General features: G+C 52.1%; 21 protein-coding genes and 1 tRNA gene. 12 read left to right on the top strand and 10 right to left on the bottom strand.

Annotation, left to right across the window (positions count from 1 at the left end; genetic code table 11):
• Window positions 1-35: 35 nt before the first annotated feature.
• Window positions 36-248, bottom strand: a complete 213-nt coding sequence (ybcJ, locus tag IAE50_RS17495; RefSeq protein WP_023479056.1) for a ribosome-associated protein YbcJ — start codon at window positions 246-248, stop codon at window positions 36-38.
• Between the two features lies 1 nt (window position 249).
• Complete coding sequence (gene folD / locus IAE50_RS17490) at window positions 250-1,116, bottom strand: bifunctional methylenetetrahydrofolate dehydrogenase/methenyltetrahydrofolate cyclohydrolase FolD (RefSeq protein ID WP_042717786.1); 867 nt, start codon at window positions 1,114-1,116, stop codon at window positions 250-252.
• A gap of 513 nt (window positions 1,117-1,629) precedes the next feature.
• On the opposite strand from folD, the gene fimA reads away from it, so the two are divergent.
• The 5 genes from fimA (at window position 1,630) to sfmF (ending at window position 7,022) form a co-directional block, all read left to right on the top strand.
• Entirely contained in the window at window positions 1,630-2,184 is a 555-nt protein-coding gene (fimA, locus tag IAE50_RS17485) for a type 1 fimbrial major subunit FimA (protein ID WP_200135614.1), read from the top strand.
• 94 nt (window positions 2,185-2,278) lie between these two features.
• Window positions 2,279-2,965 (top strand): type 1 fimbria chaperone FimC, encoded by a 687-nt coding sequence (gene fimC / locus IAE50_RS17480; protein ID WP_200580814.1) that lies wholly within the window; start codon window positions 2,279-2,281, stop codon window positions 2,963-2,965.
• 21 nt (window positions 2,966-2,986) lie between these two features.
• Window positions 2,987-5,512, top strand: coding sequence for an outer membrane usher protein FimD (gene fimD / locus IAE50_RS17475; protein ID WP_200580813.1), 2,526 nt, complete (start codon window positions 2,987-2,989; stop codon window positions 5,510-5,512).
• A gap of 4 nt (window positions 5,513-5,516) precedes the next feature.
• Window positions 5,517-6,512: a type 1 fimbria D-mannose specific adhesin FimH gene (gene fimH / locus IAE50_RS17470; RefSeq protein ID WP_200135611.1), complete on the top strand. Its 996-nt coding sequence runs from the start codon at window positions 5,517-5,519 to the stop codon at window positions 6,510-6,512.
• Window positions 6,513-6,521: 9 nt separating this feature from the next.
• Window positions 6,522-7,022: a fimbria assembly protein gene (gene sfmF / locus IAE50_RS17465; protein ID WP_094419578.1), complete on the top strand. Its 501-nt coding sequence runs from the start codon at window positions 6,522-6,524 to the stop codon at window positions 7,020-7,022.
• A 52-nt stretch (window positions 7,023-7,074) separates the two neighbouring features.
• Here the strand turns inward: sfmF and fimZ are convergent, their stop codons facing one another.
• Together fimZ and IAE50_RS17455 are read right to left on the bottom strand one after the other, a co-directional pair.
• Complete coding sequence (gene fimZ, locus IAE50_RS17460; protein WP_042717797.1) at window positions 7,075-7,707, bottom strand: fimbria biosynthesis transcriptional regulator FimZ; 633 nt, start codon at window positions 7,705-7,707, stop codon at window positions 7,075-7,077.
• A gap of 612 nt (window positions 7,708-8,319) precedes the next feature.
• Window positions 8,320-9,045 (bottom strand): response regulator transcription factor, encoded by a 726-nt coding sequence (locus IAE50_RS17455; RefSeq protein ID WP_042717839.1) that lies wholly within the window; start codon window positions 9,043-9,045, stop codon window positions 8,320-8,322.
• A gap of 357 nt (window positions 9,046-9,402) precedes the next feature.
• Between IAE50_RS17455 and IAE50_RS17450 the strand changes: the two genes are divergently transcribed.
• Window positions 9,403-9,479, top strand: a tRNA-Arg gene (locus IAE50_RS17450).
• 185 nt (window positions 9,480-9,664) lie between these two features.
• Window positions 9,665-10,132, top strand: coding sequence for an Hsp20 family protein (locus IAE50_RS17445; protein ID WP_023479051.1), 468 nt, complete (start codon window positions 9,665-9,667; stop codon window positions 10,130-10,132).
• A 76-nt stretch (window positions 10,133-10,208) separates the two neighbouring features.
• On the opposite strand, the gene IAE50_RS26050 is transcribed toward IAE50_RS17445, so the two are convergent.
• Entirely contained in the window at window positions 10,209-10,391 is a 183-nt protein-coding gene (locus IAE50_RS26050) for a YnfU family zinc-binding protein (protein ID WP_023479047.1), read from the bottom strand.
• Between the two features lie 349 nt (window positions 10,392-10,740).
• Between IAE50_RS26050 and IAE50_RS17440 the strand changes: the two genes are divergently transcribed.
• The 3 genes from IAE50_RS17440 to IAE50_RS17430 all read left to right on the top strand — a co-directional run bounded on the left by IAE50_RS17440 (window position 10,741) and on the right by IAE50_RS17430 (window position 14,652).
• Window positions 10,741-10,962, top strand: a complete 222-nt coding sequence (locus IAE50_RS17440; protein ID WP_200580834.1) for a hypothetical protein — start codon at window positions 10,741-10,743, stop codon at window positions 10,960-10,962.
• 280 nt (window positions 10,963-11,242) lie between these two features.
• Window positions 11,243-12,646 carry a glycoside hydrolase family 1 protein gene (locus IAE50_RS17435; protein WP_200580812.1) on the top strand — a complete coding sequence of 468 codons (1,404 nt, stop codon included), beginning with the start codon at window positions 11,243-11,245 and terminating at the stop codon, window positions 12,644-12,646.
• Window positions 12,647-12,768: 122 nt separating this feature from the next.
• Entirely contained in the window at window positions 12,769-14,652 is a 1,884-nt protein-coding gene (locus tag IAE50_RS17430) for a glucose PTS transporter subunit IIA (RefSeq protein WP_200580811.1), read from the top strand.
• Window positions 14,653-14,800: 148 nt separating this feature from the next.
• On the opposite strand, the gene IAE50_RS17425 is transcribed toward IAE50_RS17430, so the two are convergent.
• Complete coding sequence (locus IAE50_RS17425; protein WP_023479043.1) at window positions 14,801-15,205, bottom strand: H-NS family nucleoid-associated regulatory protein; 405 nt, start codon at window positions 15,203-15,205, stop codon at window positions 14,801-14,803.
• Between the two features lie 860 nt (window positions 15,206-16,065).
• Between IAE50_RS17425 and IAE50_RS17420 the strand changes: the two genes are divergently transcribed.
• A complete protein-coding gene (locus tag IAE50_RS17420) occupies window positions 16,066-17,157 on the top strand; it encodes an NADH:flavin oxidoreductase/NADH oxidase (protein ID WP_200580810.1) in 1,092 nt (363 codons plus the stop codon).
• 59 nt (window positions 17,158-17,216) lie between these two features.
• Here the strand turns inward: IAE50_RS17420 and IAE50_RS17415 are convergent, their stop codons facing one another.
• From IAE50_RS17415 to IAE50_RS17405, 3 genes are all read right to left on the bottom strand, one after another.
• Window positions 17,217-17,414 carry a hypothetical protein gene (locus IAE50_RS17415; RefSeq protein ID WP_042717826.1) on the bottom strand — a complete coding sequence of 66 codons (198 nt, stop codon included), beginning with the start codon at window positions 17,412-17,414 and terminating at the stop codon, window positions 17,217-17,219.
• Between the two features lie 93 nt (window positions 17,415-17,507).
• Window positions 17,508-19,217 carry an AGE family epimerase/isomerase gene (locus tag IAE50_RS17410; protein WP_200580833.1) on the bottom strand — a complete coding sequence of 570 codons (1,710 nt, stop codon included), beginning with the start codon at window positions 19,215-19,217 and terminating at the stop codon, window positions 17,508-17,510.
• 63 nt (window positions 19,218-19,280) lie between these two features.
• The gene (locus IAE50_RS17405; RefSeq protein ID WP_200580809.1) at window positions 19,281-19,982 is read right to left on the bottom strand and encodes an oligogalacturonate-specific porin KdgM family protein; all 702 of its coding nucleotides are present in this window, start codon (window positions 19,980-19,982) and stop codon (window positions 19,281-19,283) included.
• Between the two features lie 779 nt (window positions 19,983-20,761).
• Here IAE50_RS17405 and IAE50_RS17400 point away from each other — a divergent pair.
• Window positions 20,762-21,316 (top strand): helix-turn-helix transcriptional regulator, encoded by a 555-nt coding sequence (locus tag IAE50_RS17400; RefSeq protein WP_200580808.1) that lies wholly within the window; start codon window positions 20,762-20,764, stop codon window positions 21,314-21,316.
• On the opposite strand, the gene IAE50_RS17395 is transcribed toward IAE50_RS17400, so the two are convergent.
• On the bottom strand, window positions 21,313-22,245 hold the full coding sequence (locus IAE50_RS17395) for a nucleoside recognition domain-containing protein (protein WP_042717832.1): 933 nt from the start codon (window positions 22,243-22,245) through the stop codon (window positions 21,313-21,315). The genes IAE50_RS17400 and IAE50_RS17395 overlap by 4 nt on opposite strands.
• Window positions 22,246-22,275: the final 30 nt, after the last annotated feature.

Here is a 22,275-nt window from a genome sequence, read left to right as displayed (position 1 = left end):
GGCCCGATAAGCGCAGCGCCATCGGGCACAGGAGGTTACGCGGTGACGGTGACGCTCTGCCCGTCGAAGGTCACGGTTTGCCCGGCGACAATTTTGCAACGCTTACGCGTTTCAACCACGCCGTCGACCTTCACATAACCGTCGGCGATAACGATCTTCGCTTGCGCGCCGCTCTCGCTCCAGCCTTCCAGTTTCAGCAGGTCGCACAGCTCAACGTGCGGGTGTTTACCAAGGGAAAATGTTGCCATCTTAATTGCCTTTTACATCGTGATATTCTTCACACGCCTGCAGCGTGTTCTGGATCAGGGTTGCCACGGTCATTGGACCGACGCCGCCGGGAACAGGCGTGATGTAAGCGGCACGCGCAGCGGCCTCTTCAAACACCACATCACCCACTACTTTGCCGTTTTCCAGCCGGTTGATCCCGACATCAACAACAATCGCGCCCTCTTTAATCCACTCGCCGGGAATAAAGCCCGGTTTGCCCACCGCGACGATCAGCAGATCGGCGTTTTCCACATGGTGGCGCAGGTTTTTAGTAAAGCGGTGCGTTACGGTGGTGGTGCAGCCGGCCAGCAGCAGCTCCATACTCATCGGGCGGCCAACAATGTTCGACGCGCCAATCACCACAGCGTTGAGACCGAAAGTGTCGATGTTGTAACGCTCAAGCAGGGTGACGATCCCACGCGGCGTGCAGGGACGCAGACGCGGTGCACGCTGACACAGACGTCCGACATTGTAAGGGTGAAAGCCGTCTACGTCTTTATCAGGCGCGATACGCTCAAGCACTTTAACGTTGTCGATGCCCGCAGGCAGCGGCAGCTGTACCAGAATGCCATCGATTGCGCTGTCGGCATTAAGCTTATCAATCAGCCCCAGCAGCTCGGCTTCGCTGGTGGTTTCCGGCAGATCGTAAGAGCGGGAGATAAAACCTACCTCCTCGCACGCTTTGCGTTTACTGCCGACATAAATTTGTGAGGCCGGGTTGCTGCCAACCAAAACGACGGCCAGACCGGGCGCGCGAAAACCGGCGGCAACGCGGGCACGAACTTTTTCAGCAACCTCAGAGCGCACCTGCTGCGCAATCGTTTTACCATCAATAATTTTTGCTGCCATCAGAGAGAAGATCCATCTGTTAAATTGCCTAAAGGGGATGCGCGCTATTCTGTCAGAAGCACGCCGCGCTGTCAGTTACCGTTTGCGGATTTCACTGGCCAGCCTGGAGGAGGCAGAGGGTTCCGTTCATGAATTAACAAAAAAGAAACAACTCATCACCCCTAGGAAACGTAAGGTTAAGCCTGCGTCTATGCGGTATTCGCCGCTATTTCATAAGCCCTCAATAAAATATGGCAGGGCTGTTTCTTAGCTCTTCTTAAGAAACCACTTAGGGGAAATGCAGCATTTGTGTCTATTTAAAAATTTGCGACAGGGATAATTTAATAGCGCAGCAAGAAATAATGATAATTACATAACTTTAATTCGTTTTGCTTGACCTGGGGGGCATACGAATGAGGAGTACTTCGTAATATTTTCATGGACGAGAATATCTTTCGGGCAGTTAATGCCTTCAGTCATCGGCGAAATTCAACAGGATGATGAACATCGCCAGACTAATTATAAGGATATGATATGAACACCAGACCCATAGTTATTTCGCTTGCAGCGAGCATGATGCTGTTATCCGGTGTAGCGCAGGCCCGCGGGCCAGTCGTTATTCCGGGTGGTAATATTCATTTTGAAGGTGAACTGGTACAACTTGCCTGCGCAATTAGCGTGCAGTCAAACACCCAGACCGTTGCCATGGGCCAATATCATACGACCTTGTTTAGCAATGTCGGTGATACGACGCCTCTGGTGCCGTTTACACTCACGGTAAATGACTGCGATCGCAGCGTTGCCACGCAGGCATCTGTCGCTTTCGCAGGCAAGGCTGATGATGTCGATCCGACGTTGTTAGCGCTCACTGCGGGCGACAGCGGCGGCAGCGCGAAAGGGGTGGCTATTGAGATCCTCGACAGTAACTCCCAAAAGCTGAAACCCGACGGTGCAACTTACTCTGTTGCGCAAAACCTGGCGACCGGAAGCAATACGTTGCAGTTCGCCGCCCGCTATAAAGCAACCTCGGCAGAAGTGACGCCGGGTTCGGCCAATGCTGACACGATGTTTATTATGAAGTACGAATAAGGAATGGGGGACAGGAGGCTACACTCTCAGGGATGAGTTCTTGTGGACATCTGTTTATTTTGTCTTGAATATTCTTATTACAAGAAAGTTGACCATGCAGAATTTATTACGAATGGGTATTGCGGCTGTATTTATTATTTCCAGTGCCGTAAATGCGGAAGGTGGGATTTCTTTAGGTGCCACGCGTGTTATATATCCGGCCGAGGCGAAACAGACTTCTCTCGCGGTTAATAATAGTGACAAGAAATCCCGTTTTTTAATTAATTCATGGGTTGAAAATGAGCAGGGGCAGAGAGTAAAAACATTTGCTGTCACCCCGCCATTATTCGTTAGTGAACCGAACAGTGAAAATACGTTACGAATTATTTATGTCGGCCCACCGCTGCCCGGCGATCGGGAATCGCTGTTCTGGCTCAATGTCAAAGCGATCCCCTCGGTGGATAAGGAGAGCATGGCGGGCAAAAACGTGCTGCATCTGGCGATTTTGTCCCGCATCAAGCTCTTTGTGCGCCCCTCAACCCTCGTCGATCCGGCAAGAGATGCCCCGGCGGCGCTGAGCTTTGCCCACGAAGGGGACATGCTGAAGATCACCAATAAGTCGCCTTACTATATTTCGCTGGTGAATGTGCATATCAACCAGCGGAAGTTAAACAACGTCATGGTTGCGCCAAAAAAGAGTACGCAGGTGGCGTTGCCGCCCGATGCCCGGGGCGATCTCACTTTTCAGACAGTCAATGACTACGGTGCCGTTACAGCAGTAAGAACGGTTAGCCTGCGTTAGACGGGCGAGTGGTAAACATTTATGACCATAAAATATCCTCCGCGCCGGTTTGCGCTCCCCATGCTGGCCGCGCTATGCCCGCTGGATCTCTATGCTGAACGCTACTTCAATCCGGCTTTCTTATCTGACGATCCCGGCTCGGTCGCTGATTTGTCGCTGCTGGAAAAAGGGTTTCAGCGCCCGGGTAGTTACCGCGTCGATATCTGGCGCAACGATGAATTTATTACCACACAGGATATCCGCTTTGAGCGTGAGGCCAACAGCGCTGCTGGTGAAGCATCGGGCGGGTTAACGCCCTGTTTCTCAGAAGCGCTATTAGCGCGCCTTGGGGTCAATATGGCTGCATTTCCTGCAATGAAGCTTCAGCGAGATCGCGACTGTATTGACATAAGCCAGGCTATCCCCGGGGCACAAACTGCCTTTACCTTTTCAACGATGCGGCTCGATATCGGCCTGCCGCAGGCCTCAATGCATCTTCACGCCCGCGACTACATCCCGCCGGAATCATGGGATGAAGGCATTCCCGCCGCGTTGTTTAATTACAGCTTTAGCGGTAACCATGGCACGCAGCGCGACAGCTATTTTGTGACTCTGCAGAGCGGGCTGAATTATGGCCCCTGGCGGCTACGTAACAGTGGGGCCTTGCGCAACGCAGGCACCGGCAACCTACGCTGGGAAAACATTGCCAGCTGGCTGCAGCGGACGGTTGTACCGCTGAAAAGCGAGCTGGTGATGGGGGACAGCAATACGCAGAATGCACTGTTTGATAGCATTGGTTTTCGCGGCCTGCGCCTCTTTTCAGCGGACGCCATGTACCCCGATAGCCAGCAGGGCTATGCGCCCACCGTACGCGGCATTGCACGAACGCCGGCGAGACTCACCATTCGCCAGAATGGCTATGTTATCTATCAAAGCACGGTTGCCGCCGGGCCTTTTACCATCACCGATCTCAATCCGACCTCCTCCAGCGGCGATCTTGACGTTGTGCTGGAGGAGAAAGATGGCAGCGAACAGCGTTATAGCGTGCCCTATTCGACGTTACCGCTGCTGCAGCGTGAAGGACGTATCAAATATGATGTGGTAGCCGGGCGCTATCGCAGCGGCAACCGTCAGTACGCTTCACCCTTTTTTACGCAGGGGACGATCGTGGCCGGTCTGGCTCATGGTTATACCCTTTACGCGGGTACCCAGCTTGCCAGCGATTACACGGCGTTTGCCAGCGGTGCAGGCGTGAATCTGGGCGATATGGGGGCGCTCTCTCTCGATCTTACCCATGCGCGCAGCCGCCTTGCCCGCGACTACAAAGAGCAGGGTGAGTCGCTGCGCTTTATGTACGCCAAATCCCTCAATCAACTCGGCACACACTTTCAGTTTCTGGCATGGCGCTACTCGACGCGCGGTTTTCATACGCTGGACGAGGTGGCGTATCCGGCCCGCGAAAACGCCGTCGGCGAAGTAAAACCATCAGGCGAAGAGAGCGCGAACAAAAAGCGGCGCTTGCAGGCCAATGTCACGCATAGCTTCACCGATTATGGATCGCTCTATCTCTCCGGCATGCAGCAGACCTATTGGGATAAATCGCGTAGCCGGCGCTGGTTGCAGCTTGGCTATGCCGATGGCTGGCGAGGGATGAGCTACGCCCTGTCATGGTCGTGGAGCTACGCTTCCGGCGACAGGCGGGCGGAACGTATCGCAGCGCTCAATATCTCGGTTCCCTTTAGCGCCCTCGGATTTGGGGCAGGTGGCAGTGCGGCGCAAAACGTCTATGCCAGCGCCAACTTCAACCGCAGCAGCAGCGGGCAGTCCAGCTGGCAGACCGGCATTGGCGGGACACTACTGGAGGAGGGCAACCTCAGCTACAACCTCAATCAGGGGAGCAGTAATTCCCGCGGGTATAACGGCAGTGCCAATGCTCACTGGCAGGCAGCATGGGGCAGGCTTAACCTCGGCTACAACTACGATAAACAGCAGCGCGACTATAACTGGCAGTTCGGTGGCGGCGCGGTAGCCCATGCCGATGGCCTCACGTTCGCCCAGCCGCTTGGCGATACCAATGTGCTGATAAAAGCGCCGGGCGCGCAGGGGGTACGCATTGAGAATCAGCCCACAATTACGACTGACTGGCGCGGTTATGCCGTCGTACCTTATGCCACCGTTTATCGCCATAACCGCGTTGCGCTCGATACGGCTACCCTCAGCGATCACACCGATATTGAGAGTAATGTCGGCAGCGTCGTTCCTACCCAAGGGGCATTAGTGCGCGCAAGCTTCACCACCCGCATTGGTGTGCGAGCGCTGCTTACCGTCATGCGCGGCGACCGCGCGGTTCCCTTTGGCTCGCTGGTCACTGAACGCGGCAGCGGCGTCAGCAGCATGGTGGGCGAGGAGGGACAGATCTTTTTAAGCGGATTACCGCTGCGTGGAGAGTTACTGGTGCAGTGGGGGGAGCGCGATCACGAACGCTGTTTAGCCCCGTATACCTTGCCGGAAGCCAGCCTGCAGCAGCCCATCACCCTCGCCAGTGCACACTGTGTCAGTAAAGGATAACGCGATGCGACCGATTTTTGCCGGCGTGTTATGGCTTGCGGCAACGCAGGCCTTCGCCGCCAGTTGTTACAACGCCAAAGGCACCCCTACAGATATTAGTTACGATTTGTCGGACAGCTTCGATAGCAACAGTAACCAGCTTAATAAAGTGGTTATGCGATCGGAGAAATCAGCGTGGATCGGCGTACGGGCAATCTGCCCGGCAGGAACCCGACAAACCCATACCTACCGCAGTTACGTGACCCGTTTCCCGGTGGAATTTACTGCGCACGGGTACCGTTATCTGCAAATCTCCCCGCATTTACAGGCGGCAATGCGCATCAGCGATAGCTACGCCGGTGAGTTTTATCCACCGGGTAACTATATCCGCATGGGGCAGGAGCCGAATGTGGCGAAGCATCGCCCCTTTGGCGTGATGGACTCGCAGCTGCTGCTCAAGCTGCGGGTGACCGAGCGTTTTATGAACCGGGTGACTATCCCGCAGCAGACTCTTTTTACCGTTTATGTCACCACCGGGGTAAACGATCCGCTGATCACGCCGGTCTATACCATTAGCCTTGGCGGCGTGGTGGAAGTGCCGCAGCGCTGCGAGGTGAATGCCGGGCAGGTGGTCGAGTTTGATTTTGGTGATATTCGCGCCGCACTGTTTAGCGAGGCCGGCGCGGGGAATCGTCCGCGTGGTGTGACGCCGCAAAGCCAGACGGTTTCAATCAGCTGTACCAATGTTCACGCCCGGGCGCACATCTCGGTGCGGCTCGAAGCGGAGAAGTCGGACAACCACATTCTGCTCTCAGATAATCCGGATCTGGGCTTTGTGGTCGCCAATGAATCGGGCCAGCCTTTTATGCCCAATAATATTTTCAGTGTTATCCCGCTTCAGCTCGATAAGAATGCTGCGGCACAGGTCGGTATTCGTGCCTGGCCTGTTAGCGTTACCGGCAAGAAACCGGCAGAGGGGCCCTTCAGCGCCCGCGGATTTTTACGCGTGGAATATAATTAAGGAGCCGTAATGCCCCGGTTTTTACACTTTTTCTTGCTGCTCGGCTGCGGGATCAATGTTGCCGCTGCGCAAAGCAACATTGAACTGCGCGCGAGGGTTATTCACGCCGGATGTGCGGTGGAAAGCAGCGATAACCACAAAACCGTTTCGTTAGGACGCTGGCCGGTCAGGAAGTTGCAAATGGCAGGGAGTATCACCACCCCGGTCGCCTTTTCGTTGAAACTGAAGGGGTGCCCGCCGGGAAGTGTTTCGATAACCTTTTCGGGAAAAGCCGCCAGCAACCCTGCATGGTTAGCGCTCAGCGACGATAAGATGGCACATCAGGTGGCGATCCAACTGCGCGACCACGATCTGTCGCCTTTAGATCTTGAGGCACCCAGCCAGGCTATTAGCGTGGATGGTAATGGCAATTCGCTTTTGCAGTTCTTTGCCAATTACATTGCGCTGGTGAATAACCCTACGCCTGGCATTGCTAAATCAGATGCCACGTTTACCATTAATTATTATTAAGCTTTCTTTTTACGCGAGTGTTTATAAAAGGCCGCAGCTGTTGCGGCCTTTTTTATAAGAGTTCATGCGCCTTGGCATAATCAATCAGCTCAACGATGGTATGAACGCCCAGTTTAGAGAAGATATTTGATTTATGGGCGCTGATGGTTTTGTTGCTGAGAATCAATTGTTCCGCAATCTCTTTGTTCGAAAAACCGTTAGCCAGGTAGCGTAATACCGTGACTTCGCGATTAGAGAGCGGCATATCCCGCGTTTCCCCTTTACGTTTGCCGGGGTGATTAATGTAATTGAGCGTTTCGGAAGGAAAGAAAGAGTATCCGGCAAGAATCATCTTTACCGCATTATAAATATCGTTGAGATCTTTTCTTTTACTGACGAAACCATTCGCGCCTGCGCGGATTGCACGTGCGGCATAAAACGACTCTGATTTTGAAGAGAGAAAAAGCACGTTGACGTCTTCGCGTACTGCTTTGATTTTTCTCAATAAAGTAAAGCCATCAGTCTTCGGTAATTCAATATCCAGAATAACCAGATCAACTTTATTAGCGCGAATAAAATCAAGCGCGCTGCGGCTGTCATCTGTTTTCAGAACGACTTTTACATTCTGGCTTTTCTGTAACAGAACTTCTATCGACATCCTGACGATAGGATGTTCATCCATAATAATGACGGAAGCCGGTTTCATCTTTTTTAGCCTCTGATTGTTTTTTATGCCTCGTCTACGCAGGTGTGCCACAGACGTTAAGAAGAGTAATTGCCGTTGACGTTTTCTGTGACGAAGATAATTTTCATGGGAAAACCGGTAGCATCCTGGTGTCTGCCAGACTATTTCCCCTCGCAGACTGCGAAGGGGAGAAATAATCTATTCCGTATTAACGCAAGAGAAATGGCGTGCGAGTTAATGCGCTAGATCAATTATACCTGGTAAATATGTATGGAGAGGTCTTATGAGTTAGCGTGAGTTATTTGCCGACAGGAAATCCTGAAGAGTAAAAGAGCATAAAAGATATTTGAATCTATCTGTTATCAATTTTTATTGTTTTAGTGAATTATCATTTTTACGGCGAGCAAAACAAAATAACAAACTGATTGTTTTCAGCGTGTTAAGAAGATGAGTGGCACATTATTCGTGGCCTGAGTGGGTAAAGCATTGTGGAGAGCGGATACCAGAGAAAGCCAGGCGCTCTCTCTGGTTCCAGGATTAGTTTGAATTGTTATTGTCTTGTGAAAAAATCACTGCCGAACTGCGCGTTCTTCTCTCTTTTTACCCTGAAGGCAAGATGAGGTGTGGTTTTATTCATAGCGTCTGGTGATGCCTGTTAAGGGTCAGACGATGCAGGAGATGAATAAGACTCTGTCGATCGGGAAGGCCAAGCAGCTTAAGTTGGGTATTGAGTCGGTAAACAACGCGGTGATAGGGAAGGTTGAGTTGTCGTGCGATGCGTTTCATGGTTAATCCTCGCGCCAGAGAAGAGAGAATTTTCCACTCTGTGGCCGGAAAGAGCGGAGCGTGAATACTTCTTTCAGGAGGCACCAACAGCGCCTGGCGGAACGGAACAACGGAGAGATCGCGGGCAATAACATGAAACGGGCCCGCTGCGCGCAGAAAGCTCATTTGCGCCGGATCGTCTTTTGACGTTAAGAGATAGATATGCAGGCCGCGATTACATAAGTTGGGCTGCCGCAGGGTTTCCAGCGCCTCCAGCCGGGAGGTAGTCAGGGTCTCCATATCGACAATTAAGTGCGACAGATAGGGTTCGCAAAGCTGATGATTTGCCATCTCAAGCGATGGAAAGACCGCATTGCGTTTACCGGAGAAGAGGCAACTGCGCCAGGCATAACTCAAGTAGTGATCGGTGGAGATTAGCGTCTGGCTAATCATATATTCCGGTAGTGCGAAATTGAGCTGCTGAACGAGTTGTTCCAGCGTATCGAAAAGGGGAGGCGTTGCGCCCCGGTAAGGTAGAACCCGATGTGTCGGTTTATCGCTGCGATGTTTTTCTCTACGGATACGTTTTCGCATTTTTCCCTCGCCAACGTATTTTATTTTTCGGCTAAAACGCCCTGTCCATTGAGGCTTTGTCAGCAGCAAACCCACGCTGCATGTCCTGTTTTATGCCCTGTTAAGAGCAACATTTTTACAATCTGATTCATGCAGAAACAGGTACAGATACTTAAAGCCATCTGCGACATTTCCCAAGAAGTGGGGCAGGGTTAAGGCGTGGACGTAGGCGTAACGGCGCATAAACTGGCGGATTGCCGGGAAAACGCGCAGGCGCGTTCACTTCGCAGGCAACCAGCCTAAAATACATTGACTCACCTGGTGCTCACCGTATAATTCCAGGCGTTTCCACCGTAAAGGTGGTGACATTCGCGCAATGCGCCCTTAGCTCAGCTGGATAGAGCAACGGCCTTCTAAGCCGTAGGTCACAGGTTCGAACCCTGTAGGGCGTACCATCTTCCCGCCGATGCCGGCATCGCGTACTCTTCTCCCCACCGCTTCTTCTGCACACTGCACAGCCGCAAAAAAAATTTTTTTACTCACTCTTGAAAAACGTGCCGATGGCATTATTTTTATTAGCGGACAAGCAAGGCTTGCCTTTAACTTGAGCTTTTGAATTGATTATTCAGGAGGTTAACTTATGGCACTCAGAACCTTGTCAGCACTCCCTGGCTTTTCAGATTCGCTTTTTGCCGATCGCTTTAACCGTATTGATTCGCTTTTTAGCCAGCTCACCGGCAACACGCCTGTGGCGGCGACACCTGCTTACGATCTGAAAAAAGTCGATGCCAACAACTACCTGTTGCATGTCAGCGTGCCTGGCTGGAAGGAGGAGGAGCTGGAAATCGAGACGGTAGGGGGCAACCTGCATATTTCCGGTAAGCGCAGTGAAGAGGCTTCCGAGGAAGAGCAGGGGTGGATCTATAAAGGCATACGCCGCGCGGATTTCCGCCTGAGCTTCTCGCTGCCCGATCATGCCAAAGTGAGCAACGCGAAATTAGAGAGCGGCATTCTGGAGGTCTCCATTTATCAGGAGATCCCGGAGAGTGAAAAACCACGCAAAATCGCTATTGAGAATAGTCAGAAGGTGATTGAGCACCAGGCATAATCGTGACGTTTTTTTAATCAGATGCTAAGGCCCGCCCATGCGGGCCTTATTTCTATCACCGAAGGTGATAGCGCACTCAGCTTGTTGCCTGAGCGAGAGCGTTCTTATCTTGATGGAAAATTTTGCTGCAGTGCGGGCACATTAACATTGCCCCTTTCTGGACGCGGGAGAAACTGTGTTCGGAATGTTGTGAGCAGTGAGGGCAGGAACATTTTACGAGGTAGTTACGGCGGCTTTTGGCATCTTTGCGTTGTGACATAGATTTTTTCCTGATGAATGGCCGGCAACCATACACGATTCTGCTGCACATAGCTCGATATCATTATCTTAACTAATAACTTAGCCGCTCAGGTGCCTCCAGGATAAATCCCAATATTAAGCAAGGTTTTTAATATAACGCTATGATTTGAATAGCTATCATCATTAACCCCTATTAACCCCTATTAACCCTGATACTGTTTCTGCGCCGCTCTTCCCGAGCGGCTTTTTTTTACCTCTTTAATCGCCAGGCGGCACTTTTATTCACATCTTAAAGGGATGTGATTGCATCCTGCTGCACCTGATGGTGTTATATCCGACCACTGGAAATGAAATCTGAGGAGCAAACAGTGTTAGAAGGATATTTTGATCTTGATGGCGCGACCGGTAATGACGAGCTGGAAAACAGAAAACGGTTACTGGCCGTACAGGCAGCACTGGAAATTTCGAAGGCGGCTGTCTCTGCAACAACGGCAAATTCCGGTATTCGCAGCCAGATGGATTTACGTAATGTCTCGCAGGAAGTCGCTACGCTTGCCGATGCGATTCAGGATGCGTTAGAAGCAGATTAACGCTTTAGCCCCGCATTGATGAAGCAGCCCGAATGGGCGTCTTCATCAATTTATCGTCATTTTCCTCTCCCCGTCATCCTTGATTATCATCACATTTCCCGTTTTGAGCGCTTGAGCCAGATAATGGGATTCGTTATAAAAGTCCACCCGGATCGTCATCAATAAACCGAGCGAAACCTGATCCCCTTAATGCCTGCCTGGCGTTAAGGGAATCAGGTTTTTTTTCGCCTGTCGTTCGACGTTCCGCGTCGAGGCGCTATGACAACAAGGAGAGAGAGCGATGAAAATGGTATTTCCCGACGGGTTTTTATGGGGGGGAGCGGTCGCCGCCAACCAGATCGAGGGGGCATGGAATAAGGGGGGGAAAGGCGTCTCAACCGCCGATCTGCAACCTCAGGGAATCGATGGCGAAATTGCAGTGCGCCCGGGCACAAACGGCAACCTCAAAGATATCGCCATCGATTTTTACCACCGTTACCCGCAGGACATAAAACTCTTCGCTGAAATGGGATTTACCATCCTGCGCACCTCGATTGCCTGGGCACGAATATATCCGAATGGTGAAGAAACGGAGCCGAACGAAGAGGGGCTGGCATTCTACGATCGGCTTTTCGATGAGATGGCACAGTATGGTATTCAGCCGCTGATCACCCTTTCACATTATGAAATGCCCTTTGGTCTGGTGAAAAAATATGACGGCTGGAGCAGCCGGCAGGTTATCGATCTTTTTGAACGTTACGCCCGCACGGTATTTACCCGTTATCGCCATAAAGTGAAATATTGGCTCACCTTTAACGAGATCAATATGGCGCTACACGCCCCTTTTACCGGCGCCGGCCTGATGGGAGAGCGCAGCAAGCAGGAGATTTATCAGGCGCTTCATCATCAATTGGTCGCCAGTGCGCGGGCCGTGAAAGCCTGTCATGAAATTATCGAGGAGGCGAAGATCGGCTGCATGCTGTTGGGGGCGGTGCGCTACCCCATCAGCTGTAAACCGGAGGATCTGTTGCAAGCGCAGCAGGAGAACCGCGAGTGGCTTTTCTTCGGCGATGTTCAGGCGCGGGGGGAGTACCCGGCGTGGATTGCGCGCTATTTTCGTGAAAATGGCATCACGCTGCATGTGACACCGCAGGACAGGGAAGATCTTAAAGAGACCGTCGATTTTATCTCCTTCAGCTATTACATGAGCGGTTGCGCCGCCGCCAGGCCCGACCTCTATCAACGCGGTCATGGCACGCTCCTCAATATGATCCCTAACCCCTTTCTCTCTGCGTCGGAGTGGGGGTGGCAGATCGACCCGAAGGGTCTGCGTTTTCTGCTCAACGAACTCTACGATCGCTACCGCAAGCCGCTCTTTATCGCGGAGAACGGCCTTGGTGCGAAAGATGTGCCGGAGCTGAATGGCTCGATTGAGGATGACTATCGCATTCACTATCTTCACGCCCACCTGGTAGAGGTTCGCGAGGCGATTGAAGATGGCGTTGAACTGCTTGGTTACACCTGCTGGGGGCCGATAGATCTGGTCAGCGCCGGAACGGGGCAGATGTCAAAACGCTACGGCTTTATCTACGTTGATCGCGACGATGGCGGTAACGGCAGCCTGAGGCGTCAGCGCAAGAAGAGCTTTTACTGGTATCGCGATGTGATCCACAGCAATGGCGCCACGCTGAGCGAGCCGATTTAAGCCATAACCCTTATTACGCTATAAACGGTCGTCGCTGCATGCGATGGCCCTTTTGCTCACTCGTCAACGGACAGCGGCGACAAACGACGTTTCAGGTTGTTTGATAAAACGGAAGAGGAAGAATGAATAGCACGGTTCTGGCAGACAATATTCTGCGGATGGTGGGGGGCGAAAGTAACGTCGTAACGGTAATCCACTGCGCGACGCGCTTACGATTCACGGTTATCGATAATCGCAAAGTCAAACTGGCGGAGCTCAGGGCGCTGGATGGCGTGCTCACCGTCGTGAGTGAAGGCGATCGGTTACAGGTCGTGATTGGCAATCGCGTGGCGAAAGTGTTCCACGCCCTGAGCGTGCGTTGCGGTTTAAGAAGTGATGAAAAAAAGGTCGAGCAGCATGAAAGGGCGGGCTGCGCGCAACTGATGAAATGGATCGATGGTCTGGCCGATATAACGATGCCGCTGTTGGGGATCATGATGGCCGCAGGGATCCTGAAAGGCATTCTCATTATGTGTGTCGATGCCGGCTGGTTAAACCCCGGCAGACAACGCGCCGCGACCCTGTTTGCCATTGCCGAAAGCCCTTTTAACTTTCTGCCGCTATTTCTCGCTATCCTCTGTGCGCGTAAATTTAAAGCCAATCTCTTTATTGCCGTCGCGATGGCGGGCGCTTCTCTTTCGCCGCTGGGCATGGGGATTTCGGCAGGCGGGCAACAAGAGGCTTTTCCAGGGCTACCGTTCAGGGTGATGAACAGTAGCGGGACGGTGATCCCGGTCATTGTCGGCGTCTGGTTAATATCGCGCATTGAGCAGGTCATCGATCGCTATGTTGCCGCGGCAAAACGCGCGATAGTGACGCCCTGTTTCCTGCTGCTTATTATCGTGCCCTTAATCGTACTGCTCCTCTTTCCGGTGGGAGTAAGCATAAGCCAGGCCATTAGCGCGCTATTTAGCGCGCTTTATAACTTCAGCCCCATTTTTACCTGCGCGCTAATGGCGGCCGCCTGGCCGCTGCTGCTGATGTTCGGTCTTCACCAGGCATGTATTGTGCTTTTTATTAATGATATTTCGGTGATGGAGCAGAGTTTTTTGCTGGCGGCGTGCGGCCCGGCAATATTTGCCTGCTCCGCTATGTTGCTGGCGGTCAATCTGCGTACGCGTAACAGTAAATTGAAAGCGTTGACCCGCAGCGCAATTATTCCTTCGCTTTTCGGTCTCAGCGAACCGGCTATTTATGGCGTAACGTTAAAACGTAAGAAAATGTTTTTATGCGTGCTGGTGGTCGCGGCTTTTGGCGGCGCAATGGTTGGCTACGGTAAAAATTCCGCTATCGCCATGGCAATGCCAGGGCTGCTGACAATCCCGGTTTTTTATGGCGAAGGCTTTATCACCTATATTGTTGCGTGCAGTCTCGCATTTGTAGGCAGCCTGGGATTAATCCTGCTGACAGGGATTGAGGAGAGTTCGCTACCGGTGAACTGGGGTGAATCCCCGGACCGGGAAAATATAGCAGTAAAGCGTCCTCCACCTGCTGCGAAACCGGTTTCTGATATTACGGAGCAAATTATCGCCCCGGTTTCAGGTGAAGTGATCTCACTTGCCCAGGTCAATGATGGGGTCTTTTCTACTGGCAGCGTTGGGCCGGGTTTCGCAATTATTCCTGATGAAGGACGCGTTTATTCACCGGTGGATGGTTATATCGCCAGCACATATGCCAGCAGGCATGCAATACGCATCTGCTCGGACGCCGGGGCAGAGATCCTGATTCACGTCGGGATTAATACCGTACAGCTGGCGGGAAAATATTTTTGCGTCGAGGTACAAACGGGAGAGGTGGTAAAACAGGGACAACTATTAATGACATTCGACCTGCTGGCTATTGCCGCTGAGGGTTATGACACGGTAACGCCCATCATCATCACCAATAGCGAAGCCTGGCGCTCATTAGGTGCCAGCGAAAAACCACGCTCGCGTAGCGGTGAGCGGAGCTCTGCATTATCGATATAACGTTTTGACGGCAGGGATAGCGGGAAAACTGCACAGGCGGTATTTGTCACAATGCTGATAAAAACTGGCGTGATGCCGTATTTGCAAAGGAGATGAGGACGTTGCAGAGCAGATAAAAAAGAGGGCGATATTATTATCGCCCTGCCTTTTAGATGGAGAAGTCTTCCAGCTTTTTGCCTTCTTCCAGCGCCTTAGCGATGACTTTCGGCGTACGGCCCTGGCCGGTCCAGCTTTTTTCAGTACCGTCTTCGTCAATATACTTATATTTAGCAGGACGCGGTGCGCGAACAGATTTGGTTTTAGTCGCCTGACCTTTCAAAGAGGATAAAAGTTCGGTTGGGTCGATACCTTCATCCAGCAACTTCTGACGGAATGCCGCCAGTTTAGCTTCTTTCTCTTCCTGCTCTTTACGTAAAGAAGATTCTTCTTCGCGGCGTTCTTCTACAACCACGGACAATTTTTCAAGCATTTCTTCCAGCGTTTCGAGCGTAACTTCACGCGCCTGTACTCGCAGGGTGCGAATGTTATTTAACGATTTAAGTGCTTCTGACATGATGTCACTCCGTGTGCGGGTAAATGAAAATCGATCGGAATTAATTTTTAGTGATAAAGAGATAAAAATCAACTTAGGATTATGTGTTTTATCAAATAGCGTGAGGAAATTGCAACCCTTGATGTTGGGTAGCTCTGTTGTACTAAGAAATTTAGTAAGATTGCGGCCTGATAAAGGCAGGGTCATTTAAGGGTTATTTTTAACTTAAGCCCTGGTTGAAGCTTAAGCAGTATTAAGAAAATAGCTTATAGGTTAGAAGGGCAGCGATTTCAGCGACACTGTAGGATTACTTAAACATTGTGCATGCGCTTTGTTCAACGACGTCGTAATAAGCGACAGAAAGTTTCACTTATATCCGTCATAACTGAGAATATTCTCACTTAGCGGCAAAATCTTACTTTCAGATCTTTCTCCGCTTCGAAACGGCTCAGGTTAATGCGCAATAGACAGCACTAATACTTCACGCTGCCAGAGTTGTGTTATTTGCTCGCCGCCGTTTAATCACCATTGCAATAAAGATCGCTATAGGGTTGCGCTGATGCTGAAAAAAATTCAGGTGATCTTCTGCCTTGCGCAGGCGGTTAAAAAATGACTCACGGCAATAATAACCCCCTCTGCGGCAGGATATCCTCCTCCTGCGCATCGCGATATATGTGCTTTTATCGCAAAATCGGAAAATTATTTTCAACTTAGCTTTCATAACGTTAACCAGACCATTGATTGCCTGAATATCGTTCAGCCTGCCGCTAACGGCACATCCCGCCAAAGACAAGCTATGGTAATTGGCTGACAGTTTCTTCTCTTTACTGCGCGCGGATGCCTGCAATTGCGCAGTGAACGAAGCCGGAAAAGGATGAGATATGAGCAAATTATTTTCAGAAGTGACGCTCGGGCGTGTGACGCTCGATAACCGTATTGTGATCGCACCGATGTGTCAGTATTCGGCTGACGAAGGTAAAGCGACCGCCTGGCATCGCATTCATCTCGGCAACCTGGCGCTCTCGGGAGCCGGTCTGCTGATTATTGAAGCGACCGCCGTTGAGCCGGAAGGGCGCATTTCGCCTGAGGATCTCGGGTTGTGGGACGATGCCACCGAAGAGGCGCTGCGCGTGGTGCTGGACGATATCCGCCGCTATTCGCCGATCAAAATCGGTATTCAGCTCGGTCACGCCGGGCGTAAAGCCTCTACCAGCGCGCCGTGGCTGGGCGGTAAGCAACTCTCGCTGGACGAGGGCGGGTGGGAGACACTCTCCGCGTCTGCGCAGGCATATGACGAAACAGAACGCCCACCGCACGCGATGAGCAAAGCGGATCTGGCGCGCGTTAAGCAGCGTTTCGTCGACAGCGCGCTGCGCGCGGTGAAGCTTGGCATTGAGGTGATCGAGATCCATGCGGCGCATGGCTACTTGCTGCATCAATTCCTCTCTCCGCTCTCTAATGAACGCGACGATGAATATGGCGGCAGCCTTGAAAACCGCCTGCGTTACACCGTGGAGGTGTTCCGCGCAGTGCGTGAAGCGGTTCCGGCTTCCGTCGTGGTCGGACTCCGCCTGTCGGCTACCGACTGGGTGGAGGGGGGCTGGGATATCGAACAATCCGCAGCGCTCACCGAACAGATTGAAGCGGCCGGTGGCGACTATGTGCACGTCTCCAGCGGCGGGCTCTCTCCGCTACAGCAGATCAGCGTAAAGGCGGGTTATCAGGTGCCGTTTGCTAAAGCGTTGCGCGAAAGGACAAAAATGCCGGTTATTGCCGTAGGGCTGATCACCGAAGCAGAGCAGGCGGAAGCGGTTCTGCAACAAGGCGAGGCGGATCTGGTGGCGCTGGCACGCGGCATGCTTTATGACCCGCGCTGGCCGTGGCACGCTGCCGCAAAACTGGGCGGTGCCGTCAATATTGCGCCGCAGTATCAGCGCGCGGAGCCGCACGGTATTAAAGGTACGGTGAAATAGAAACAAACAGGCGAGTTTGCCGCTGTGGCAAACTCGCCTGTTGTGATTAATGGGCGTGGCTACACGCCTTTACTGACCAGCTCCGCGGCTTTGAGAAACACCTCCTCCTCAACGCCATCTCCCCGGTCCCGTCCTTGCCGCTCAATTTCACGCACAATATTGTCCCGACTGAGAGGCTCGCGCGCCGCAACCAGGCCAATCACCGCTGCACCAATGGCTAATCCAATGAGTCCCGTGAGCTCATCATTGAACTTCATACCCTGTCCTCCCTTCTTGCCCCTCCCAAAAATAGCACAACCTGCTTCATTTGTAGCCAGCCTGCTGGTGAAGGGGAAAGGGAGTAACGTTCTCTACTTTTTGCCGTTCGGCTTCAGTTGCTCGCCTTCCTGCAACTTGAACAGCTCATCATCACGCGTGGAATAACGTACGCTGCCATCCGCCATCAGATAGGCACCTTCGGTGAAACCTGCCCCATTCAGGAAGGGGGCAACGGCATCTGGCTTACCGCGATGCGCGGCCTCCAGTGCCAGCAGGGCATAGGGGGCGATGTTGTCGATATTGGCGTAAACATAGCGGCGATCGTCGATGAAAAAGTTATTCAGCCGTTTGCTGGCTAAAATATTGTCGGCGACCCTATCCGCCAGCGTGAGATAGCGTTTATCACCGGTTGCCTGCGACAAATCAATCAGCGCAAAAATAGTGTACGGCTCGCTGTTTTGCGTCTGCAGATTGAGCTGGCTGTTTTTCCCGCCCGGTTTACCAATATCGCCAAGCCCCTGGCCGCGCGCAATGCCGCGTGCCACTTTCCATATCTCATCATCCTGCGCCAGCGTCCAGGCGCGGGCATAAGAGAGCAGAAATTCGTTGCCCGCCGGGTAGGGCTTCAGCTCGGTGCCCTTTTTACCGTAATAACCGTCACGCTTCAGGTGGTAACCCGAGAGATCGGTGCCGTTGGCCAGCATTGGCCGGAAAGTGTTGGTTTTCTCATCGTAGGCGTAGTGGGCAAACGCTTTCAGGCCATCCAGCGTCCATTTTTTGAGGTCATCCCCTTTATTGCCCAGCGATTTTGCCAGCGCCAGCTGCATTAACGCATTCTCAGAGTAGAGAGTACTGGTTCTGCCTTTCAGCATCATGTTGCCTTCCAGCGCCGCAGCGCCAAACTCCGGGCCAAACTGACGCTGCGCGCGGTCGCCATACTTCGAATTGGTATCGCTGTCGTCGGTGGTTTCAGCGCGTTTCAGCGCCTGGGTGAATTGATAAACGCCAAGCCCGGTCTTTTTATCGCGCGGCAGCACATACTGCTCTGCCAGCCTTGTTGCCCAGGTCAGCGCGCCTTGTTCGCCCTCATATTGATAAAGCATGGCGGCGGAGTAGATCAGGTCATTACCGGCATTGAGGAAACTGAGCCCTTTGGTGGCGAAAAACGGTGGCTGCTGTTCAAATTCGCTGGTCCATAATTTGCCCATCGGTTTGCCATATTCACCGTGGCGACTGGTTTCGAGTATCTTCCAGTCATAAACATGCGCATTCCAGAAGGCGCGAATAAAACGCGCCGTCGCCGCTTTGTCGACAGAGAACATTAGCGCATACCAGGGATAGGCATTTTTCAGCTCATGCACCTGCTCTTTTTCGCTCGGCCCTTCGGGCTGTAGCGTATTGAGATCGATAAAGCGATGCCCGCCCCACAGCAGTAACCCGCTCTCATCCTGATAATGCTGGAAGTAGTAACGGACATTATCCTGCGCACGCTTCTTATACTTTGCATCGCCGGTTAACTCACTCAACCCAACCAGCACGCGCATAAAATTTTGCTGCGCAGAGAAGTTTGACAACACCGCCTTTCTGCCATCCGGGAAGACCCACTCCAGCTGCTTGCCGGTTCGCGGATCGACGCCATCGGCCAGCAGAGGAACATCCGGATGCTGTTTATCGCTGGCTTTAGCAATAACCGCATCGGCGAAAGCTTTTACACTCTCCAGCCGCGCATTTTCTTGCGCCAGCGCGTGAGTTGAAAATATTGCCGCGATGCTTACCGCAAGCGCAACACTGCTCTTTTTCATCATTAGGCTGTTCCTTATAAAAATAGGGGCTTCAGAAGAAACCCCTATTTAGCGATGCGGTTATCAGAAATTATATTTCACCCCAACGCGATAACGCGTCTGGCGTTCATCGGTATATTTACTGCCGGAGACATTACCAATTGCGGCGTAAGGCGACCAGTTTTTATTCAGCTTATAGGTCAGTTTGACATCGTGGGTCCAGTCATAATTCTCGTTATCCGCAATCAACACGCCCGCAGAGGTGGCATGTTTATAGTCGAGTTCATAATCGAGTTGATAATCTTTAAATAGCTTCCAGGAGATCACTGCCGTCAGGTTGTAGCCGTTCTCGCTGGTCTGTTTATTAGTGCCGATATTATTGGAGTTACGCTTAAAATAGGGGCGATAACGCAGGGTCGCGCTAACATCGCTGTCAAAGTTCACTTTGCCGCGCAGGTAAGGGCGGTAGTTGTTAGCAGACGAGCTGCTGTCCAGTGAGAAACCCGGCTCCAGCTGGAAAGTGGGGTTGATCTTGTAGACATAGCTGGCCACCACTTCGGTGCCGTTACTCAGGGTCTCATGGTAGGCTTTATCTTTATCCTGCGAGCCTTTCCATTTCCCCTCCAGCGACAGACCAAAGCCGTTAGCGAAACGGTGAGACATTAATAAGCGGTCTTTGTGATTATTTCCTCCGCTGTCATTCATTTCGTGGCGATAATCAAAGGTGACGGCGTGGGTAGCAAGAGTGATAAAAGGTAATGTGGCTATTAATAATGTGCGCAACATAAAATCCCCTATTATTTTTCTCAAAGGTACAAGATGTTCTCTGCATTAACGCAGACGGTTGTTATAAACATGGTTCGCATGAAAAAGCCGGATCTAAGCCGGAATTATTAGCAAGCTTAATAATGATTTTTAATATAATAAGGCATTGATAATTACCGCATAAAAAATGCCAGCCTGTTCACCATAAATGGGTGTGTGGTGCCGGGTGCCTCCCGGTGAATTGGGGGCCGATAACCCCAATCCGTCCATAAAAATGAAACGTTACTGAGCGTGAACGTATATCAGCATGACCCCGCCGCTGAGGGGGATTCACCACACAAAATACGGTGTTAAAAAGCGTTAGCGCTCTTCAGAGATAAATTCTGTAAAACATGTTCTCTAAAAAGTGGTTCGTGGAACACACTTTTACACAATTTGAAATAGTGTTTTGAGACTGCGATCGAACATTTGATATGCATGATTATTTTAATTTTTGAGTTTTTTTAAAGATAATCCTGGTCTTTTAAAGTTTATAAATAACAATAGGTTATCTATTTTTACTGGCTTTTGTGATTTCAGGTTTTTTTATGGATGGCCGCAAGCAGAATAAATTTATTCCTGGCGTAAATTCTCTGCCGCAGGAAAAAAGTAGCGTTGGAATTCACACTCCGGAAAGTTAAACGAAGCCTAAACGAAGTGAAGAAGCTATATTGCGTTGATTCAGGACATCCCTAACACTCAGGAAAAAAATAGCCTGCGCGCCTCGCAGGATAAATAAGATAATAACCTCTGGAGCTATCATGACACTCTACGGAAAGGATCGCCTTTTCATCTTTGGTATTGAGCAAATCATCCGGCAATTGCGTAAGGAGAGGGGCGAGCCATATCAGAGCAGCGAACTGGCGATTTATGTCACCGCCGGGATGGATATTGTGGAGATGTACGGGCTCTTTTTCTCCCGCCCGCCGACGCACTATGCGATTTTTATCTCCGCCGAGCGCCATTTTGACTCCCTGAGCTTGCTCTTCCCGGGGATGGTGAAACTCTGCCTTGCAGAGAATCTGCGGGTTGACGAGCTGCGTCAGGCGTTGGCCGTCATGAACATGCTCTCCAGGCAGAATAGTCCGCCCGGCTATCGCCACGACAGCCTCAAGTTTACCCGCGCCGAGCAGCAAATCATGCGGCTGATCCTCGGCGGTCACTCCCTTGACGACATTGCCCGTATCCGTGGCGTCAGCCCCACGACCATCAGCGTGCAGCGTAACAGCCTGATGAAACGCACCGGCACTAAAAGCCTGCAGGCGCTCTGCTCCCTCTACAGTGCGATGCGCAGTGACAGGGCGCTGGCCTCCTAAAACAGTAACGCGTGCAGCAGCGTGCGCAGCAGAATGCCCACAATCGCGCCCGCAAGCGCGAAGCGGAAGAGGCGTACAAAGCGGCTGGCGATACCGAGAAAAATCCCGATCCCCGGCAGATCGAGGGTTTGTACCAGAAAGCCTGCCGAGGCGTTAATCTGCGCCGCTGTCAGCTGCCCGTGCTGCGCCATTTCGGATGCAACGCCAAAGTAAGCAGTACCGCCGGCCAGACATTTGGTCAGCGTCAGCAACACGTAGACCGTTGAGATGTGAAAGAAAGACATCAACGGCGTCAGTAGCGACGTCAGCGCTTCCACCACGCCCGCCGCTTTTAATATGCCGACCACCGTCAGCGACAGCAGCAGCATCGGCAGTGAGCCCAGCGATAAGCGAATCGCATCCGCCCCTGCGCCGTTAATCACCGCAATCAGCCCGGCGCGCGGCTTCTCCTGCGAAAGCTCGCCCTCTTCGTCACGCAGCGTGGCGCTGGAGAGCCTGCGTCCGGCAAGGTAGTAGGTAAACGACGAAGCCGCCAGCCCGCCAATCAGCGAAATGCCAATCGCCGCGCCCCAGTGCAGACCAAAGGGGGTGAGAGGGTAGAAGACATTGGCCTGGCCCATGGCAAAAACCATGGCCAGCGTGGCGGCGAGATGACGATCGGAGGTTCCGCGCCGCTCCATAATCGCCAGCGCGGCGAGCGGAGCAGCAAAGCTGACAAAGTTAAGCTGAATAAGGGCAAAAATGCCCATCCCGCTAATACCAAAAGGTTTGAGAGCCGGGGAGGTGAGGCGGACAATCGCGTCCAGTACGCCCTTCTCCTCGAGGTACTTCATAATGATGAGCATCACCACCATGATCGGCAGCAGGGTATAAAGGGCAACATCTACGGATACCCGACCCGCCGACATGATGATTTCGATGATATTCATTAACTGCTCCGGTGAACTTGCGTGCCCGGC

The sequence above is a fragment of the Kosakonia sp. S42 genome, assembly GCF_016624785.1.
GTDB lineage: Bacteria > Pseudomonadota > Gammaproteobacteria > Enterobacterales > Enterobacteriaceae > Kosakonia > Kosakonia cowanii.
The sequence above is the reverse complement of the archived record's forward strand: the minus strand, read 5'-3'. Positions and strand labels throughout refer to the sequence as shown.

Excerpts from the sequence above, each read along its gene's own strand:
- IAE50_RS17410 (WP_200580833.1), bottom strand. The coding sequence starts at position 19,217 with ATGAAAAAGAGCAGTGTTGCGCTTGCGGTAAGCATCGCGGCAATATTT.
- IAE50_RS17455 (WP_042717839.1), bottom strand. The coding sequence starts at position 9,045 with ATGCGAAAACGTATCCGTAGAGAAAAACATCGCAGCGATAAACCGACA.
- IAE50_RS17405 (WP_200580809.1), bottom strand. The coding sequence starts at position 19,982 with ATGTTGCGCACATTATTAATAGCCACATTACCTTTTATCACTCTTGCT.
- sfmF (WP_094419578.1), top strand. The coding sequence starts at position 6,522 with ATGCCCCGGTTTTTACACTTTTTCTTGCTGCTCGGCTGCGGGATCAAT.
- IAE50_RS17415 (WP_042717826.1), bottom strand. The coding sequence starts at position 17,414 with ATGAAGTTCAATGATGAGCTCACGGGACTCATTGGATTAGCCATTGGT.
- IAE50_RS26050 (WP_023479047.1), bottom strand. The coding sequence starts at position 10,391 with ATGTCACAACGCAAAGATGCCAAAAGCCGCCGTAACTACCTCGTAAAA.
- folD (WP_042717786.1), bottom strand. The coding sequence starts at position 1,116 with ATGGCAGCAAAAATTATTGATGGTAAAACGATTGCGCAGCAGGTGCGC.
- IAE50_RS17425 (WP_023479043.1), bottom strand. The coding sequence starts at position 15,205 with ATGTCAGAAGCACTTAAATCGTTAAATAACATTCGCACCCTGCGAGTA.
- IAE50_RS17430 (WP_200580811.1), top strand. The coding sequence starts at position 12,769 with ATGAATAGCACGGTTCTGGCAGACAATATTCTGCGGATGGTGGGGGGC.
- IAE50_RS17395 (WP_042717832.1), bottom strand. The coding sequence starts at position 22,245 with ATGAATATCATCGAAATCATCATGTCGGCGGGTCGGGTATCCGTAGAT.
- ybcJ (WP_023479056.1), bottom strand. The coding sequence starts at position 248 with ATGGCAACATTTTCCCTTGGTAAACACCCGCACGTTGAGCTGTGCGAC.
- IAE50_RS17400 (WP_200580808.1), top strand. The coding sequence starts at position 20,762 with ATGACACTCTACGGAAAGGATCGCCTTTTCATCTTTGGTATTGAGCAA.
- fimC (WP_200580814.1), top strand. The coding sequence starts at position 2,279 with ATGCAGAATTTATTACGAATGGGTATTGCGGCTGTATTTATTATTTCC.
- IAE50_RS17435 (WP_200580812.1), top strand. The coding sequence starts at position 11,243 with ATGAAAATGGTATTTCCCGACGGGTTTTTATGGGGGGGAGCGGTCGCC.
- fimH (WP_200135611.1), top strand. The coding sequence starts at position 5,517 with ATGCGACCGATTTTTGCCGGCGTGTTATGGCTTGCGGCAACGCAGGCC.
- IAE50_RS17420 (WP_200580810.1), top strand. The coding sequence starts at position 16,066 with ATGAGCAAATTATTTTCAGAAGTGACGCTCGGGCGTGTGACGCTCGAT.
- fimD (WP_200580813.1), top strand. The coding sequence starts at position 2,987 with ATGACCATAAAATATCCTCCGCGCCGGTTTGCGCTCCCCATGCTGGCC.
- fimA (WP_200135614.1), top strand. The coding sequence starts at position 1,630 with ATGAACACCAGACCCATAGTTATTTCGCTTGCAGCGAGCATGATGCTG.
- fimZ (WP_042717797.1), bottom strand. The coding sequence starts at position 7,707 with ATGAAACCGGCTTCCGTCATTATTATGGATGAACATCCTATCGTCAGG.
- IAE50_RS17445 (WP_023479051.1), top strand. The coding sequence starts at position 9,665 with ATGGCACTCAGAACCTTGTCAGCACTCCCTGGCTTTTCAGATTCGCTT.